Origin of the sequence: Gemmata sp., assembly GCF_051859125.1 — a bacterium.
In the GTDB taxonomy this organism is placed as follows: domain Bacteria; phylum Planctomycetota; class Planctomycetia; order Gemmatales; family Gemmataceae; genus Gemmata.
Genome location: NZ_JBHYGG010000269.1, coordinates 1 through 16372, shown reverse-complemented (window position 1 = coordinate 16372; position 16372 = coordinate 1). Strand labels below are relative to the sequence as shown.

At 68.6% G+C, this 16372-nt stretch carries 10 protein-coding genes; 5 read left to right on the top strand and 5 right to left on the bottom strand.

The window, feature by feature from the left end:
• Window positions 1–98: 98 nt before the first annotated feature.
• The 4 genes from ACTIGN_RS26445 to ACTIGN_RS26430 all read right to left on the bottom strand — a co-directional run bounded on the left by ACTIGN_RS26445 (window position 99) and on the right by ACTIGN_RS26430 (window position 8704).
• Window positions 99–1043 carry a DUF58 domain-containing protein gene (locus ACTIGN_RS26445; RefSeq protein WP_439629513.1) on the bottom strand — a complete coding sequence of 315 codons (945 nt, stop codon included), beginning with the start codon at window positions 1041–1043 and terminating at the stop codon, window positions 99–101.
• 73 nt (window positions 1044–1116) lie between these two features.
• Window positions 1117–2175, bottom strand: a complete 1059-nt coding sequence (locus ACTIGN_RS26440; RefSeq protein WP_439629511.1) for an AAA family ATPase — start codon at window positions 2173–2175, stop codon at window positions 1117–1119.
• A gap of 146 nt (window positions 2176–2321) precedes the next feature.
• On the bottom strand, window positions 2322–3491 hold the full coding sequence (locus tag ACTIGN_RS26435; RefSeq protein WP_439629509.1) for a prenyltransferase/squalene oxidase repeat-containing protein: 1170 nt from the start codon (window positions 3489–3491) through the stop codon (window positions 2322–2324).
• 233 nt (window positions 3492–3724) lie between these two features.
• On the bottom strand, window positions 3725–8704 hold the full coding sequence (locus ACTIGN_RS26430) for an outer membrane protein assembly factor BamB family protein (protein WP_439629507.1): 4980 nt from the start codon (window positions 8702–8704) through the stop codon (window positions 3725–3727).
• Window positions 8705–9099: 395 nt separating this feature from the next.
• Here ACTIGN_RS26430 and ACTIGN_RS26425 point away from each other — a divergent pair, with 395 nt between their 5' ends.
• The 4 genes from ACTIGN_RS26425 (at window position 9100) to ACTIGN_RS26410 (ending at window position 12467) form a co-directional block, all read left to right on the top strand.
• Window positions 9100–10029, top strand: coding sequence for a DUF1559 domain-containing protein (locus ACTIGN_RS26425; protein WP_439629505.1), 930 nt, complete (start codon window positions 9100–9102; stop codon window positions 10027–10029).
• An 11-nt stretch (window positions 10030–10040) separates the two neighbouring features.
• Window positions 10041–10496, top strand: a complete 456-nt coding sequence (locus ACTIGN_RS26420) for a hypothetical protein (RefSeq protein WP_439629503.1) — start codon at window positions 10041–10043, stop codon at window positions 10494–10496.
• A gap of 153 nt (window positions 10497–10649) precedes the next feature.
• Window positions 10650–12023 (top strand): DUF1501 domain-containing protein, encoded by a 1374-nt coding sequence (locus tag ACTIGN_RS26415; protein ID WP_439629501.1) that lies wholly within the window; start codon window positions 10650–10652, stop codon window positions 12021–12023.
• Between the two features lie 51 nt (window positions 12024–12074).
• Window positions 12075–12467, top strand: coding sequence for a GxxExxY protein (locus ACTIGN_RS26410; protein WP_439629499.1), 393 nt, complete (start codon window positions 12075–12077; stop codon window positions 12465–12467).
• A 60-nt stretch (window positions 12468–12527) separates the two neighbouring features.
• Here ACTIGN_RS26410 and ACTIGN_RS26405 read toward each other — a convergent pair whose 3' ends face one another.
• Window positions 12528–13640 carry a metal ABC transporter permease gene (locus ACTIGN_RS26405; RefSeq protein ID WP_439629497.1) on the bottom strand — a complete coding sequence of 371 codons (1113 nt, stop codon included), beginning with the start codon at window positions 13638–13640 and terminating at the stop codon, window positions 12528–12530.
• 255 nt (window positions 13641–13895) lie between these two features.
• On the opposite strand from ACTIGN_RS26405, the gene ACTIGN_RS26400 reads away from it, so the two are divergent.
• On the top strand, window positions 13896–16295 hold the full coding sequence (locus ACTIGN_RS26400) for a DUF1549 and DUF1553 domain-containing protein (protein ID WP_439629495.1): 2400 nt from the start codon (window positions 13896–13898) through the stop codon (window positions 16293–16295).
• Window positions 16296–16372: the final 77 nt, after the last annotated feature.

The window sequence follows — 16372 nt, the reverse complement described above, 5'->3', positions numbered from 1 at the left end:
TTTTCGGTGACCCATTTGGGATCACGGGAGGCTTCGGACCCCGAAGGGGTCACCTGGAAGAGCCAGGGGTTTCAACCCCTGGCGCCCTTCGTCGCGAGTCACCGACGGACTGGTGCGGCGCGGCTGGACATCCGCTGAAACAGGAACCGCGACAGGACCGCGTCGAGGTAGTCGCTGGTGCGGACCAGGTTGTAGTCGACGCCGATTTTGGTGCACCCGCGGCGGACCTCAACGAGGTACTCCTCGAGCGCCTCCAGGTACCCGTCGCGGAGCGACCGGGGCTCGCACAGCAGGTGCGGCTGCTCCTCGAGCCCCTCGAACTTGGTCATCCCCGAGAACGGGAACGTCAGCTCGTCGTCGTCGAGGACGTGGAACACCATCACGTCGTGCCGCCGGTGCCGGAGCATCTCGAGCCCCTTGAACAGCGGCTCGCGGTCGCACAGGAAGTCGGAGAACACGGCAACGAGCCCGCGGCTCGGCATGCTCTCGGCGACCCGCCGCATGATCTTCATCGGGTCGGTCTTGGCCTTCGGCTTGCTGACGTGGAGCGCCTTGGTGACCGCGTCCATGTGCCGGGCCGAACTGCGGGGCGGGACCACCTCGCGGACGTCGTCGTCGAACGTGATGAGCCCGCACGAGTCCTGCTGCTTGGTGGTCAGGTACGCGAGGCACGCGGCGGCGGTCGCCGCGTAGTCGTACTTGAACAGGGTGCCCCGCCTGCGGTGCTGGTCGGCCCCGTAGAGCATGGACTCGCTGGCGTCCACGACCACGTAGGACCGCAGGTTCGTCTCGGCCTCGTACTGCTTGATGACGAACTTGTCGGACCGGGACCACACCTTCCAGTCGATGCGGCGGAGGTCGTCGCCGGGCATGTACTCGCGGTGCTGCACGAACTCGACGCTCTGCCCGTACACCGGGCTCTTGTGCATGCCGCTGAGGAACCCCTCGACGACGGACCGGGCGCGGAGGTCGAGCTGCGAGATCCGCGCGATGACCTGGGGGTCGAGGTACCGGCGCGGGTCGTCTTCGGGTCGCTTGGCCATGGTGTGTCGGTGCCGGCGCGGTGGTATGGTGTCGGGTCGGAGCCCCGGGACCGCGGTCCCGGGACCTCGGGCGTCACGACGCGAAGATCTTCTTGAACCGGTCGTCGCCGGTGAGCGCGCCCTCCTTGTCGGGCGTCTCCTCGAGGATCTTCTTGACGACCGTGTCGGTGCTCACGCCCTCGGACGCGGCGGTGAAGTTGCACAGGATGCGGTGCCGCAGGACCGGGAACGCGAGCGCCCGGATGTCCTCGGTGGTGACGTGCGACCGCCCGTACAGCAGCGCCCGGGCCTTGCCCGCGAGCACCAGGTTCTGCACGGCCCGCGGGCCGGCCCCCCAGCTCAACCAGTCCTTGATGAACTTCGGCACCCCGGGCTCGCCGACCCGGGTCTGCCGCACCAGCGCCAGGCAGTAGTGGATCACGTGGTCGGTCACCGGCACCTTGCGGACGAGCTGCTGGATCTCGATGATCTGCTCGCCGGTGAGCACCGGGGCGATCTCGTCGGCAACCACCCCGGTGGTGCGGCGGGCGATCTCGAACTCCTCCTTGAACGTCGGGTACTTCACGTACACCTTGAACATGAACCGGTCCTGCTGCGCCTCGGGCAGCGGGTACGTGCCCTCCTGCTCGATCGGGTTCTGGGTGGCGAGCACGAAGAACGGGTTCTGGAGTTTGTGGCGGACCCGGCCGACCGACACCTGCCGCTCCTGCATGGCCTCGAGGAGCGCGGCCTGGGTGCGGGGCGGGGTCCGGTTGATCTCGTCGGCCAGCACCATGTTCGAGAACAGCGGCCCCGGGCGGAACAGCAGCTCGAACGAGCCGGTGGCCGGGTTCTTCTCGATGAAGTCGGTGCCGGTGATGTCGGCCGGCATCAGGTCGGGGGTGAACTGGATGCGGCTGAAGTCGAGCGACAGGCACCGGGCCAGGGTGCTGATCATGAGCGTCTTCGCCAGCCCGGGCACGCCCTCGAGCATGCAGTGGCCCTTGGCGAACAGGCCGATGAGCAGCTCCTCGATGACCTGGTCCTGGCCCACGATGACCCGGTTGAGTTGCTGCTTGATGCTGTCGAACGCGCCCTTGAGCTTCTGGATCGCGTGGAGGTCGGCGTCGCCCATGTTGCCTTGCGTGCTCATCGTCGCTCTGCTCACTGGGTGTGGGGGTCGGGTCGTCGGTCGTCGATCGTCGATCTTCGGTCGCCCGGGTCTTGGAACGTTCCCGCCCGGGAACGCGAACCGGCGGGCGGGGTCGCGTCGCCCCGCCCGCCGGCCGCCGCGGGTCGCTAGCGCTGGTAGATGGGGAGGATGCCCTTCTCCAGTTGGAGGATCGTCAGGTTCACGGCCGTCGCGAACACCGGGCCGACGTACCCGCCGGTCCACCCGCCGGTGCCCTTGTCCTGCTGGTCCATGATGTACGGGTACATCGCGTCCTTGTACTTGGTCCACGTCAGCCACGTGGCCTTCTCCTCCTTGTCGAACATTTGGCCGTACCGCTCGTCGCCGAGGACGTACACGAACTGGGCGTAGTAGTAGCTCTGGTACTCGTCGTGCGCGATCCGCCCTTTGGCGACGGGGATGTTGTCGCGGCAGAACTTGATCCACCGCTTGGCCAGCTCGCCCTTGTACTGGCCGGCGCTGAACGAACACGCGACCGCGGCCGCGGTGAGCGGCGGGCGGCCCTGGCCCTTCTGCGCGTTGCCGTTGCCGCCGGCCCACGAGTAGATCACCCCGCCGTCGGGGGTCGTGCAGGCCTCCAGGTAGTCGGTGGCCTTCTGGATCACCTCCTTGGGCACCTGGATGCCGGCGTTGCGGGCCGCACGGAGCGCCTGGAGCTGCGTGATCGTGACCGAGCCCTCGTCGAAGTTGTTCCCGTCGGCGGCGCTCACGTACCCCCACCCGCCGACGTCCACTTCCTTGCCCTCGGGCTTGCGGTACTTCTTGAGCGTCTGGGCCTTGCCGATGAACTCGACGGCCTTCTTGAGGCACTTCTCGAGTTTCTCGCGCTGGTCCTTGTCCTCCTCCTCGCCGTAGGCGCTGGCGAGGAACATGGTGCCGAACCCGTGGCCGTACATGTACCGAGTGGCCTCGGTCGGGTTGCGGACGTCGCCGAGGAGCCCGTTGGGCTGCTGCCGGTTCGGGGCCAGGAACCACTCGACCGCCTTCTTCACCTGATCCGAGTACTTGCCCTCCTTGAGGGTGCTGCCCTCCATCAGGAAGCACATGCCCGCGAGGGCGGTCATGCTCGTGGGGTACTGGCCGCCCTGTGCCTCCCAGTGGCCGTCCTGGGCCTGGAGCTTCTTGAGGTACTCCAGCCCCTTCTCGATCGACTCCTCCACCCGCTTCTTCGTGTCGTCCTTCTTCTCCTGGGCGTGGGCCACGGGCGCGGACGCGGGAACGGCGGCGACCGCGCCAACGGCAGCGACGGCGGTCGCGAGCAGCCAGTTGCAACGCATGGTACGCTCCGCGGTTCTCCCCGCTCAGGCGGGGGTGGGGATGGGTGAAGGACGAGCCACGGGTGGGAAACTAACACCCACAATCCGGTGGGGCCGGGGTCGGGGAGGAAATGTGGAGTGCGGAGTTCGGAACGCGGAACGTCGGGCGGATGCACGAACAGCGTCGCTCTCCGTTCTCCGCCCTTCGGTTTCCACATTCCGCATTCCGCGTTCCGAACTCCGCACTCGCCCCGTCACGACTTCGGTGCGTCGTCAGGCTTGATCTCGATGCGAATGTCGAACCGGTTCAGGTCGATCGTCCCGTTCTTCAGGTTCACGTTCAGGTTGTGGAAGAAGTTCCCGTTGTTCGCCACCGGCTTCTCGAAGATCAGCTTGCCGCGGGCCTTCTCGATGATCACCACCTGGTACAGTTGCTGGTTGTTGTCGACCCGCTGGACCGGGCCGGCGGCGATGATGACCGGCAGCTCGGCGAACTGCTCCAGGATGAGCATCTGGTTCTCGAACAGCCCGTTGCCGTAGGACCACAGGCGGCGGCCGGTGGCCCGGTCGAATGCGTACAGGGGGCCGTTGACGGGGACCGTGCGGAGCGTGTTGTTGTACATCGGCACGCGGCGGGTGTTGTTCGTGGCCGGCAGGGCCGGGTCGCGGTCGAGGACCAGGTAGAACCGGTCGGCGTCGGCGAACAGTTGGGCGTCGCGGGCCGGCTTCAGGTCGGTCTCGATGTTCTTGTCGTCGATCCGGAGCGTGGCGGCGACCCTCCCGGTCGCGACCTCGATGACCTCGGCCTCGCCGTTGGGGCGGACGTACCCGGCCCACTCCCCGGTCGTCGACTTGATCGGCACGGCCTTCGGGTCGTAGGTCTTCGCCCACACGTCCTTGCCCGTGGCCAGGTCGTAGAGCCGCAGGGTGCGGGGCTGGTCGCCGGTCCCCTCGCTCAGCAGGGCCGTGTGGCCGTGCAGGTGGAACGTGCGGGCGGCGGCCAGCACCCGGCCCGAGTCCGGGCTGCCGTCCACGACCATGCCGTCGGTGGCCCGGAGCAGCTTGACCGACACCGGCTTCTTGGCGGCGTCGGTCTCGACGACGGTGAGGTACCGGGCGTCGCCGTAGAGCATCGTCCGCTCGGGGAGGTTGCGGCGGGTCCACAGCACGCGGCGGGTCTGGGGCTCGACGACCTCGATCCCGTCGCGGGTGAGCAGGGCGCAGTACCCGGGCTGGAGGACGGCGGCCCGGCCGAACGTCAGGAAGTACCCCTCGGCGTACTTGATCGTCACCTCGCCGTCGGGGCCGGGGTTCTGGATCTGCGGGTTGACGACGACCCCCGGGGTCGGGTCGCCGAGCAGGTTCTTCTGCCACCGCTCCTTCTTCTCGGCGAGGTCCAGGCAGTACACCCACGTCCCGAGTTGCACCAGGACGAGCTGCCCGCTGCCCTGGACGTACTTCGAGAACGGGAAGCTCCCGGGGTTGTAGATCTGCGGCGGGGTGAACCCGCCGAACCGGGCCTTCTCGGCCCCGGTGGTGCGGTCGAACGCCTTGAGGGTCCAGGTCCCGTTCTGCGACGAGTACTGGTCCATGGTGAACCGGTACCGCTTGTACATCGGGTACAGGTCGCCGCCCGGCTCGACCTCGAACTGGCCGTTGTTGTTGGCGGCGGGCGACGGCGGGGCCTGCTCGGCCTTGACCCGGGTCGGGAGCGGGTACCGGCTCGGCTCGAGGTACGGGAGGAGCCGCTTGTCGGTCAGCAGGCTCCGCATGAAGTCGGCCCCGGTCTTGCCGTCGCGGACGACCACGTCGGGGTAGTCCTTGCCGAGCTGGAGGTACAGGCCGACGGCGTCCTCCATGAGGCGGTTCATGACCATGAGCCGGGCGAGCGCCTCGGTGGCGCGGGCGCGGACGACCGGGTCGTCGGCGGTGGCCCGGAGCTGCGACAGGTGCGTCTGGGCCTCGCGGAGCTCGGCCTCGTTCTTGGTCTGGATCAGCTTGTCGGCGAGGAGGAACTGGGCCTCGGCCCCGGCCTGGAAGAACGGGCCGAACACGGCGACGAACTCGCGGAGCTTCTTGAGGTCGGTCCCGCCCTTGACGTCGGCCCACTCCCTGCCGACCCGGTCCTCGAGCGACTTCCGGGCCTCGGGGGTGTTCGCCTTGCGGATCATCGACTCGATCCGGCCCCGGGCCCACACGTCGGGCCGCATCCGGACGTTCGGCTCGTCGGGCATGTCGAGGAGCGTCTTGCCCTCGCCGAGGTTGGCCAGCGCCAGGTACTTGTCGAACGCCTCGCCGAGCCGCCCCTGGCCCTCGCGGCCGCGGGCCAGCAGGTACAGCGACAGCCGGCGGCGGCGCTCGGTCTCGTCGCGCCGCTTCTGCTTCTCGACCGGGTCGAGTTCGTCGTCCACGGGCACCTCGCACAGCGCCTCGTACTCGGCGAGGTACGCCTCGCCGGCCGCGAAGTCGTTGCGGATCAGCTCGGTGTACACGAGGTACAGCTTCTCGCGGAGCAGCGGCTGCTTCTCGACCGGCAGGTTGTTCTTCTGGGCCTCCTTGAAGTCGGCGATGGCGTCGCGGAGCTTGCCGTCGTCCAGGAGCAGCTCGCCGCGGGCCAGCAGGCCGACCGGGTCCCTCGGGTTGGCCGCGAGCAGCTTGTTCATCTCGGCCTTCTTCTGCTCCAACTGCGGGTAGCAGGCGAGTTCCCAGGCCGACTGCGCGAACACCATGCCGTCCTGGAACACGAGGTTCCCGATGCCGAACTTGGACAGCTCGGCGTTGTCGTTCCGCTTGCGGGCGGCGGTCTTGGACACGACCTGCCCGGTCTCGACGTTAACGGCCCAGATCTCGGCCGGGGGGACGCTGTCGCGGCCGGCGTTCTCCTGGCGGACCGGGAGGTAGTACACGCCCTTGCCGCCGACCCCGTGGCCGGTCGGGGTGGCGACGCTGACCCCGGCGAACGCGACCTTGGGCTCCTGCTTGTCGCTCTCGCCGGTCAGGTGGTACGCGCGGACCTGGTTGGTCCCGACGACGAGGACGCGGTCGTTGACGACGCTGGCGTACAGGTCGTCGCCGCCGCGGGGGGTCGTCCACAGCACCTTGCCGGACCGCAGGTCGAGGCACTCGAGCTTGTCCGAGTCGTAGGCGGTGAGGACCACGCGGCCGTTCGAGACGATCGGCCCGCCGGCCCGCCACCGGTCCGGCTTGAGCTGCTGCGGCATGACGGGCCGGCCGGTCTGGTCGAACTGCGGGCGGGTCGGCCGGGCGTTCGGGTCGAGGAGCTTGTAGGCGTGCGCCCACAGGAGGCTGCGGGACATCGAGTCCACGGCGACGATCGCGCCCGAGTTGGTCGGGCACAGGATGATGCCGTCGCCGGCCGCGAGGACGGCCCCCTGGTACCGGCGGATCGAGTCCTGCGGGAGGTTGTTGCTCGGGCGGCCGAGCTTCTGGGTCCACAGGAGGGCCGGCACCTTCACGTTCGGGCGGCCGGGGACGGCGACGAGCACCCGCGGGTCGAGGCAGATGAGCCGCATGACGCCGGCCTGCTCGGCGAGGACGTACAGCTTGCCGTCGAGCGGCAGCGGGGTGCTGAGGAAGATGGCGTCGAGGCACAGTTGGAACGCGCTGGTGGCCTTGTCGGCCTCGTCCTCGTTGAGGCGGTTGGGCAGCGGCGGCGCGCCCTCGGGAACGCGGACCCGGCCCAGTTCCCACTTCACGCTCCCGGTCCGCATGTCGACGGCCGCGAGGCGGCCGGCGCGGACGGCGTCGGCCAGTTCGCCGCTCTGCTTGTACTGCGGCCCCTGCTGGATCCCGAAGTTCGGGTCGTTGTACACCGGGGGCGGGGGGATCGCGACGTCGTCGATGAAGTACACGTTCTGGCCGTCGTGGGCGAGCCCGCCGATCAGCGGGTTCTCGTACAGCACGCTGGTGACGCCGGCCTGGGCGTAGGTCGTCCACCAGTCCTGCACGTTCTTCCGCATGTCGATTTCTTCGGTGTCGCCCGTCGAGAGCATCTGGTGCGCGCCGAACGTGGTGCGGGACACCCACCGAACGTCCCCGGCCCGGACCACGCGGCCGCCGGCGGCCTGGTCGTGGGTCGCGACGCCGAACACGCCGTTGTAGGTCCGGAAGATGACCATGTCGGGCGTGGTGATCGGGAAGAACGCCGGCAGCGGGACGCCCTTGGACACCTTGCCGTCGCGGGCGAACAGCCGCTCCAGTTCGGTCTTGATCCAGGTGTTGGCCTCGTCGTCGCCGGTGTAGAACATCGTGGTCCGGAACGTCGGGTCGAGGAACGGCGGGCCGCCGTCGATCGTGGCCGACCGCTGGGCGTTGCCGCCCTTCACCGCCCACTCGCCGACGGTCGTGGTGACCCGCAGCAGTTCGAGCGGCCGGTCGATCTCGGCCCGGAGCTTCTCGAACGGGTACGTCTGCCGGCCGAGGACCAGGCCGGTCTTCTCGGTCGCCTTCTGGAGCAACTCGGTGGCCCGCTTGAGCAGCGCCGCGTGCCGCGGGTCGCCGCCCCGCTTCAGCGCGAGGGCCGCCTTGAACAGGGTCCGGGGGGTGAGGAACTCATCGGCCCCGAGGCGGGCGAAGAGGCGCTCGAACGCCTGGGCCGCTTCGAGGTAGTTGCCCCGCTCCAGGTACAGGCTGGCGAGCAGCACCGTGGCCTCGCCGCCGGCCTTGGTGTGAAAGAACCGCTGCGACACCTCGGCGAGCATCGGCACGTCGTAGTTCGCCTTGATCGCCTCGTCGAGTTGGGCCGACGCGGTCGCGCCGTAGGTCTGCTGGTAGAACTGCAGCCCCTCCTTGGGGAACGCGGCGATGATCCGGTTCGCCTCGGTCTTCACGCTGATCCGGTGGAGCTTCTTCTCCGCGTTGACGACGTAGTAGGTGTTGAAGAACGAGTCGCTGCGGGACTCCAGGATGTTCTGGAGGAACCCGCACACGGTGTTCCAGGGCACCTCCTTGAACTCCAGGTACGCCCGCGCGCCTTCGAGCTGGTTCTTGGCGTCGCGGTCGTAGGGGAACGAGAACGGGATGTTCTCGTCCTCGGGCGGGCGGTCGTCCTTCTTGTCGTCCTTCTTGTCCTTGCCGCCGGGGGGCACGGGTTGAGCGACGCCGATGCCGCCGGCCACTTTCTGGCCCCAGGCGCTGCCGCTCATGCCGATCACGGCGGCGAACGACGCGAGCAGGAACCCGGCGAAAGCCACCCGGAGTTTGAAGCGCGGCATATCAGGGTCCGTTGCGGGGTCGGGCGGAGGAGGGACCGCGGAGGCTGACACGGTGAATTTTGCCAGTCGGGGTGTTGGCCCACAAGGACAAATCCGGGACCGGGTTACACGCGGCGGTACGGCCGCACCACCGGAAACCCACCGACTCATTGAGAGAAGACGGACCAGCGTGCCGACACTAACAGCGGCCGCGCGAATTTCACCCCCTGCACTAATCCCCACGCCACACCTCACTACGCCCTCGCGATTCGCAAGAATTGCTCTCGAAGTGGTACCCGGTGCTGTGTTACACTTGTTTGTCGGCTGATTTTCGCTCATATCAGTTCGCCCCATTTCAGTGCCCCGGGGTAGCCCCTGCGTGAGCGATTCATCCTCATGCTCTCCCTGAGGCTCCCATGCGCCCCTTTTGCCCCCCCAGCCGGCACCGCGCGTTCACGCTCATCGAGTTGCTGGTCGTCATCGCCATCATCGCGATCCTGATCGGCCTGCTTCTCCCCGCCGTGCAGAAGGTCCGCGAGGCCGCCGCCCGGACCAAGTGCGCCAACAACTTCAGGCAGATCGGCCTCGCCCTCCACTCCCACCACCACGCCCGGGGCGGGTTCCCGGCCGGGGCCCAGGTTGACACCTCCAAGCACTGCACGGGGGGCGACTGCCGCGGCAACGGGATGTTCACCGCGATCCTCCCGTACATCGAGCAAGGTGTGGTCGCCGGGAAGTATGCCCCCGACCTCGGTTGGGCTGGGAACTACTCGGCGCTCGGCGGGTTGGTGATGCCCCTCTACACCTGCCCGAGCAACGCGAAGTGGGGCGAGTTCCCGAACCGCCGCGACTACTTCGGCGTGGCCGGGGGGAAGGCCCGGGTCAGCCACGGGTGGCGGGGCGACGTGTACACCGACGGCATGTTCACCGTGAACCTGCCGATCAAGCTGACCGACGTGACGGACGGGACGAGTTCCACGCTCGCCGTCGGCGAGAGCTACCACGCCACGAAGTGGGGGCTCGGGCCGGGGTACAATGACGGCACCAGGGGCGGCCCGGTCGGGTGGCTCTCCGGCACGGCGTGCTTGAAGCCCGACTGCGCGACCGCGAACCTGTCGTACGACCGCGAGTTGCGGAACACGACATTCTCGATCAACACGGTGGTCCCCGTCATCGCCGACGACCAGCAGAACGACCTCCCGTTCGGGAGCTTCCACTTCGGCGGCTCGCAGTTCCTGTTCGGCGACGGCCACGTCAAGTTCCTCACCCAGTCGACCGCCCTCCAGACGCTCCGCGATCTGGCCAGTTACGCCGGTCGCGAAACTCCGGACCCGAACGCGTACTGAGGGAGCCGACCGTGCGATCGAACGCATTCGTCCTGGTCGCCGCGCTCGCGGCGGCCGGGTGCGGCGGGGAGAAACTCGGCCGGGTGACCGGGACCGTGACCGCGGGCGGCAAGCCCGTGACCAGCGGCACCGTCCAGTTCATCCCGGTCGCCGGGAAGGCCGCGGTCGCGTCGATCATGCCCGACGGGACCTACTCGCTGACCACCTACGCCCCGGCCGACGGCGCGCTCGTCGGCACCCACAAGGTCGTGATCCATTCGACCCGCGTCGGGGGCGGCAAGCTGGTCGAGGCGAAGTCGATCGACGAGGAGATCAAGCTGGCCAAGAACGACTCCGGGAAGATCCTCGTCCCCGGAAAGGTCGAGTGGGTCGTCCCCGAGCGGTACTCGGCACCGGCATCAACCGACCTGACCGCGACCGTCGCCCCCGGGGAACAGACGATCAACTTCGACGTCCCGGCGAAGTGACCGGCCCGCACGGGGACGGTGCCAAGCCCCATCGCCGTCGCCGGTTCGACCCCGAATTGGCGCTCGCCTTCCACGAAGTCGCGTGTTACGCTTCACCCAGCACCCGCAACGGGTGTCCCGCCACCGCTCCCTCCTCCCGCCCGAGGGCTTCTCATGCCCGCCCGCACCTGCCACGACTTCCGCACGTCCCTGTCCCGCACCGACCGCCGCAGTTTCGTGAAGGCCGGCATCCTCGGCACCGCGGGGCTGTCGCTGGGCGGGCTACTGCGTGCCCAGGACCACGGGGATAAACCCCGCGGGTCGCTGGGCAGCGTCAACAACGTCATCATCCTGTGGATGCGGGGCGGGCCGAGCCACCACGACATGTGGGACCCGAAGCCCGACGCGCCGGTCGAGGTCCGCGGCGAGTTCGGGGTGATGAACACGAGCGTGCCCGGCATCCGGCTCTCGGACATGATGCCGCTGTCCGCGAAGATGATGCACAAGTGGTCGATCGTTCGCAGCCTGCACCACCATGACGCGGGGCACTCGGCGGGCGACCAGATCTGCTTCACCGGGTACAACCCCGGTCCGGACCCGAGCGAGAACATCTACCCGAGCGTCGGCAGCGTCGTCTCGAAGCAACTCGGGCACCTGAACCCGTCCATGCCGCCCTACGTGATGATCCCGCGGATGAACCCGGGGACCGGCTCGGCGTACCTCGGCGTCGCGCACAAGCCGTTCGAGACGCAGGCCGACCCGGCCACCGTCGGGCCGTTCAAGCTGCCGAACTTCCAGCTCGCGTCGGGCGTGACGCTCGACCAGGTCGGCGACCGCAAGACGCTGCTCCGCGACTTCGACACGATGCGCCGCGACGCCGACCGCACCGGGCAGGTCGAGGCGGCCGACAAGTTCCAGGCGAAGGCGTGGGAGATCCTCACGTCCGAGGCGGCCCGCGACGCCTTCGACCTCGACAAGGAGCCGATGAAGCTCCGCGAGCGGTACGGGTTCCGGCCGTCCTACGACCCGAAGGCGGCGAACCGGTGCGGCGCGCCGAACTGGGCGCAGCGTATGATCCTGGCCCGGCGGCTCGTCGAGGCCGGCGTGCGGCTGGTCACGGTCGACTGCCGCTGGTGGGACACGCACGTGAAGGGGTTCGAGTCGCTCCGCGACGGGTTCCTGCCGCGGTGGGACCAGGCGTTCACGGCGCTGATCGACGACCTCGACGCCCGCGGGCTGCTGGAGACGACGCTGGTGCTGGCGTGGGGCGAGTTCGGCCGCACCCCGAAGGTGAACAACGACGCGGGCCGCGACCACTACCCGAATGTCTTTAGCGGCGTGCTGGCGGGCGGGCCGGTCAAGGGCGGCCGCGTGGTCGGCGAGTCGGACGCCCTCGGCGCGTTCCCGAAGACCAACCCGAAGACCCCCCAAGACGTCCTCGCGACCGTGTACAAGCACCTCGGCGTGGACACCGAAGCGAGCTACACGAGCAACGGCCGGCCCATCGCGGTCCTCCCGAGCGGCCGACCGATCGAGGAGCTGTTTTGAATCAAGATTGGCCGCAAGAAAGCACAAAAGTCACAAAAGAAGAGCGATGACATGAAGCCCTGGAACACCGTGTTCGACTTGTGCGACATCGTGCGCCAGACCGGGTTCGAGATTCACGAGTACCTGTGCAACGGGCACCTGGAGAAGGTGTACGAGAACGCAATGGTCCACCGCCTCCGGAAGCAGGGCATCAACGTCGTCCCGCAGCACCCGCTCGCGGTGTACGACGAGGACGGAACTGTTCTCGGGGAGTTCTTTGCCGACATGTTCGTGGAGAACATCCTGATCGTCGAACTGAAGGCCGTCCGCGGCGTCGTTGACGAGCACACGGCTCAACTCCTCGGCTACCTCCGGTGTTCGCGGATGGAGCACGGGTTGCTCATCAACTTTGGCGCTCCGCGGTACTTCATCAAGAAGTACATCCTCGGTGACTCCCTGCGTTGATCGCAACTGGTCTTCTTTTGTGACTTTTGTGCTTTTTTGCGGCCAATCTGCCTCTCGTCTTCAACTCGTTCGCTGGCCGAACACCGCTCCCGCCCGGTCGCGGCCCGACTCCGTCAGCTTCAGCAAGTCCCCCGAGCGCGTGACGAGGCCACTCGCCGTCGCACGAGCCACTACCGTCGCCACGCGGGCCGGGGGCCAGTCGAGGTGCGTGTACAGTTCGTCGAGCCGAGCCTCGGACGCCTCCGCGGGCGTGCCCTCGTGCTGGTACAGGTGAACCGCGAGCATCGTCACCTCGAACGCCCGCCGGTTCGCGAACCGCTTGAACAGCAACGCCACCTGCCCCCGCCCCGGCGCGAACAGGAACACCAGCCCGAACAGCAGCCCGAGCGCCACGGCCACGGTGCCGGAGGTGTTCGCGTCCACGCGGTCCGCCACGAACACCCCGACGGCCGCACCGAGTGCGCCGATCAGAGCCGCGAGGAGCAACATCACGCCGAGGCGGTCCGTGAGCAGGAACGCGGCCGCGGCCGGCACCACGAAGAACCCGACCACCAGCACCGGCCCCACTGCGTCGAACGCGACCACCGCGGTCAGCGACACGACCGCCATCAGGCCGTAGTGGATGAGCGCGGGGCGGAACCCGAGGCTCGCGGCGAGCGCCGGGTCGAACGTGCTGAGCTTCAGTTCCTTGAACAGCACGACCACGAGCGCCACATTCATCAGTAGCACCGCCCCCATCACCCACACCGGCGCGACGACCGTTCCGAAGATCGGGAACCGCGGGACCGTGGCGAGGTCGGGCTGCCCCAGAAGGACGCGGTCGATGTCGAGGTGCGCGCTGCGGAGGTGCGAGACGGACACGAGCACGACGCCGAGCGCGAACAGCGCCGGGAACACGAGGCCGATCGCGGCGTCGGCCTTCACGAGCTTGGTGCGCTGGAGCGCTTCGACCAGTGCGACCGTGAGCAGGCCGGTGAGCGCCGCCCCGACCAGGAGCCACGGCGAGTCGGCGTCGCGGACGACGAAGTACGCCAGGACGATGCCGAGGAGCAGGACGTGGCCGATGGCGTCGGAGACGAGCGCCATTCGCCGCAGCACGAGGAACACCCCCGGCAGGGCGCACGCCGCCGCGACGACCGCCAGCACGAGGATCAGGTTGACGAGTTCAGGCACGGGAGCGGCCCGAAAGTCAGCACGGGTCGGACACTTGAGGTGACGGTACGCACTCGGCCCCGGTTGGGGAGCCGGATTCGGGCGAAAATTCTTGCACGATTCGGGAACCGTGCGAAACTTCGGTGCGTCGCGGCGGTTTGATGCTGTGACTTCCGGTGCGGTCCCGGGCTGCCACCCCGACCGCACCTCCCGCCCAGTCGAACGCACGCCACCCGGGGGCTCCTCCCCACCCGCCGAACCGACCCGAGCGCTGCCATGCTCCCCACGCGCTTTCTGTTCGCACTTGTTGTTTGCGTGGCCACCCCCGTCGCGGCGTCGGCGCAGGTCGCGCTGCCCACCGGCGGCACGCTGCCGGCCGTGGACTTCGAGCGGCACGTCATGGGGCTGCTGTCGAAGGTCGGGTGCAACTCGGGGAGCTGCCACGGGTCGTTCCAGGGCAAGGGCGGGTTCCGCCTGAGCCTGTTCGGGTACGAGCCGGGGATCGACTTCGCCGGCCTGACCCGCGACAACCTCGGCCGCCGCATCACCGCCGTGAAGCCCGACGAGTCGCTGCTGCTCCTTAAGGCGACCGGCCAAGCCGCCCACGACGGCGGGATGCGGTTCGGCAGGGACTCGTGGGTGTACGGCGTGTTCCGCGAGTGGGTGCGGGCCGGGGCGAAGTGGACCCCCGGCAGCGGCGCGATCGAGAAGCTCGAAGTGACCCCGAAGGACTTCGCGCTGCTCGCCAACGACAAGCCGCTCCAGGTGAAGGTGACCGCGACGTTCACCGACGGCACGACCGAAGACATCACCCCGTTCTGCGACTTCCGCATCACCGACGACGCGATCGCGGCCCTGTCGCCGCTCGGCCAGCTCACCCCGCGGCAGCCCGGCGACGCCGGCCTCACGGTCCTGTACCGCGGGAGCATCCGTGCGATCCGCGTGCTGGTGCCGACGCCGCCACAGCGCGGCGGGTACCCGAAGGTGCCCGAGGTCAACTACGTCGATGCGGAGGTGTTCGCCAAGCTGAAGATGCTCAACGTCGTGCCGTCCGGCCTCGCCGGCGACGCCACGTTCCTCCGCCGCGTCACCATCGACACGATCGGCCAACTCCCGACGCCCGAGGAACTCCGCGAGTTCCTGGCCGACAAGGACCCGAAGAAGCGCGAGAGGGCCATCGATCGGCTCCTCGCGCACCCGCTGCACGCGGCCGTGTGGGCGACGAAGCTGTCCGACGTGACCGGCAACAACACGCAGGCGCTGGAGCAGCCGCAGCCGACGCAGCCGCGGCGGTCGCAGATGTGGCACGACTGGCTCCGCAAGCGAATCGCCGACAACGTGCCGTACGACCAGGTGGTCCGCGACATCGTGACCGCGACCAGCCGCGACGGCCGCGCCCCCGCCGAGTGGCTGGAGGACGCCAAGAAGATCGACGCGCAGTCCGAGAAGAGCTTCGCGACCGACTACCCGGAGAAGAAGACCCTCGACCTGTTCTGGCGGCGGCAGGCGCAGGTGCCGATCGAGCAGTGGGGCGAGAAGGTCGCGGTCGCGTTCCTCGGCGTGCGGCTCGAGTGCGCCCAGTGCCACAAGCACCCCACCGACCGCTGGACCCAGGACGAGTACTGGGCGTTCGCGAACCTGTTCTCGCAGGTCACGTTCAACAACACCCAGTTCAGCACGCCGGACCTGAAGAAGCTCGCCGACGAGGAGAACAAGCTCCGCAAGGAGAACGCCCCGAAGGCGAACAACAACAACGTGCTTCTGGTCCGCGAGCTGTTCGTCTCACCAACGGCCCGCGGGGCGCGGCCGAACCCGGCGACCGGGCGCGCCCCGACGCCGAAAGCGCTCGGCGGCCCCGAGATCCCCGTGAAGCCCGGCGAGGACGCCCGCGTCAAGCTCGCCGAGTGGATGACCGCCCCGGAGAACCCGTTCTTCGCGAAGAGCTTCGTGAACCGCGTCTGGGCGCACTACTTCGGCATCGGGCTCGTCAACCCCGTGGACGACTTCTCGCTCGCGAACCCGCCGACCAACGCCCGGCTCCTCGACGCGCTGGCCGCGGCGTTCGTGAAGAGCAACTATGACGTCCGCAAGCTGGAGAAGGACGTGCTGATGAGCCGCACGTACCAGCTCGATTTCGCGACCAACCCGACGAACGCCTTCGACAAGAACAACTTCTCGCACGCCTACGTCCGCCCGATGATGGCCGAGCAGGTCGTGGACGTACTGAACGCGGCGCTCGGCGTGAGCGAGACGTACACCGGGCCGGACGAGCCGCTGGTCGGCAAGAAGATCGTCGAGGTCGGGTCGAGCCGGGTGCAGAACCCGAACCTCGCGTACGCGCTGCGGATCTTCGGCCGCCCGCCCCGCACCACCGCGTGCGACTGCGAGCGGGCCGCGGAGCCCGCCCTGCCCCAGACCCTGTTCCGCATGACCGACGCGAGCATCCTCGCGAAGTTCACCGACAAGAAGGGCCGGGTCGCGGCGCTGGCCGCGTCCAAACTCGCGCCCGACGAACTGGCCGACGAACTGTTCCTCGCCACGCTGTCGCGGCTCCCGACCGCCGAGCAGCGGGCCGACGCCGCCGAGGCGATCAGGACCGCGAAGACCCGCGCCGACGGCATCACCGACGTGATGTGGGCGCTCGTGAACACCCGCGAGTTCATCCTGAACCACTGACCCCCTGCTTTCGAGCCACGGGGTTCACCCCCGTGGTGCGGAGCAGGCCACCACGGGGGTGAACCCCGTGGCTCGAC

Bases quoted from the DNA above. Each gene is read 5' to 3' on its own strand.
- ACTIGN_RS26445 (WP_439629513.1), bottom strand. From the start codon at position 1,043: ATGGCCAAGCGACCCGAAGACGACCCGCGCCGGTACCTCGACCCCCAG.
- ACTIGN_RS26440 (WP_439629511.1), bottom strand. From the start codon at position 2,175: ATGAGCACGCAAGGCAACATGGGCGACGCCGACCTCCACGCGATCCAG.
- ACTIGN_RS26435 (WP_439629509.1), bottom strand. From the start codon at position 3,491: ATGCGTTGCAACTGGCTGCTCGCGACCGCCGTCGCTGCCGTTGGCGCG.
- ACTIGN_RS26430 (WP_439629507.1), bottom strand. From the start codon at position 8,704: ATGCCGCGCTTCAAACTCCGGGTGGCTTTCGCCGGGTTCCTGCTCGCG.
- ACTIGN_RS26425 (WP_439629505.1), top strand. From the start codon at position 9,100: ATGCGCCCCTTTTGCCCCCCCAGCCGGCACCGCGCGTTCACGCTCATC.
- ACTIGN_RS26415 (WP_439629501.1), top strand. From the start codon at position 10,650: ATGCCCGCCCGCACCTGCCACGACTTCCGCACGTCCCTGTCCCGCACC.
- ACTIGN_RS26410 (WP_439629499.1), top strand. From the start codon at position 12,075: ATGAAGCCCTGGAACACCGTGTTCGACTTGTGCGACATCGTGCGCCAG.
- ACTIGN_RS26400 (WP_439629495.1), top strand. From the start codon at position 13,896: ATGCTCCCCACGCGCTTTCTGTTCGCACTTGTTGTTTGCGTGGCCACC.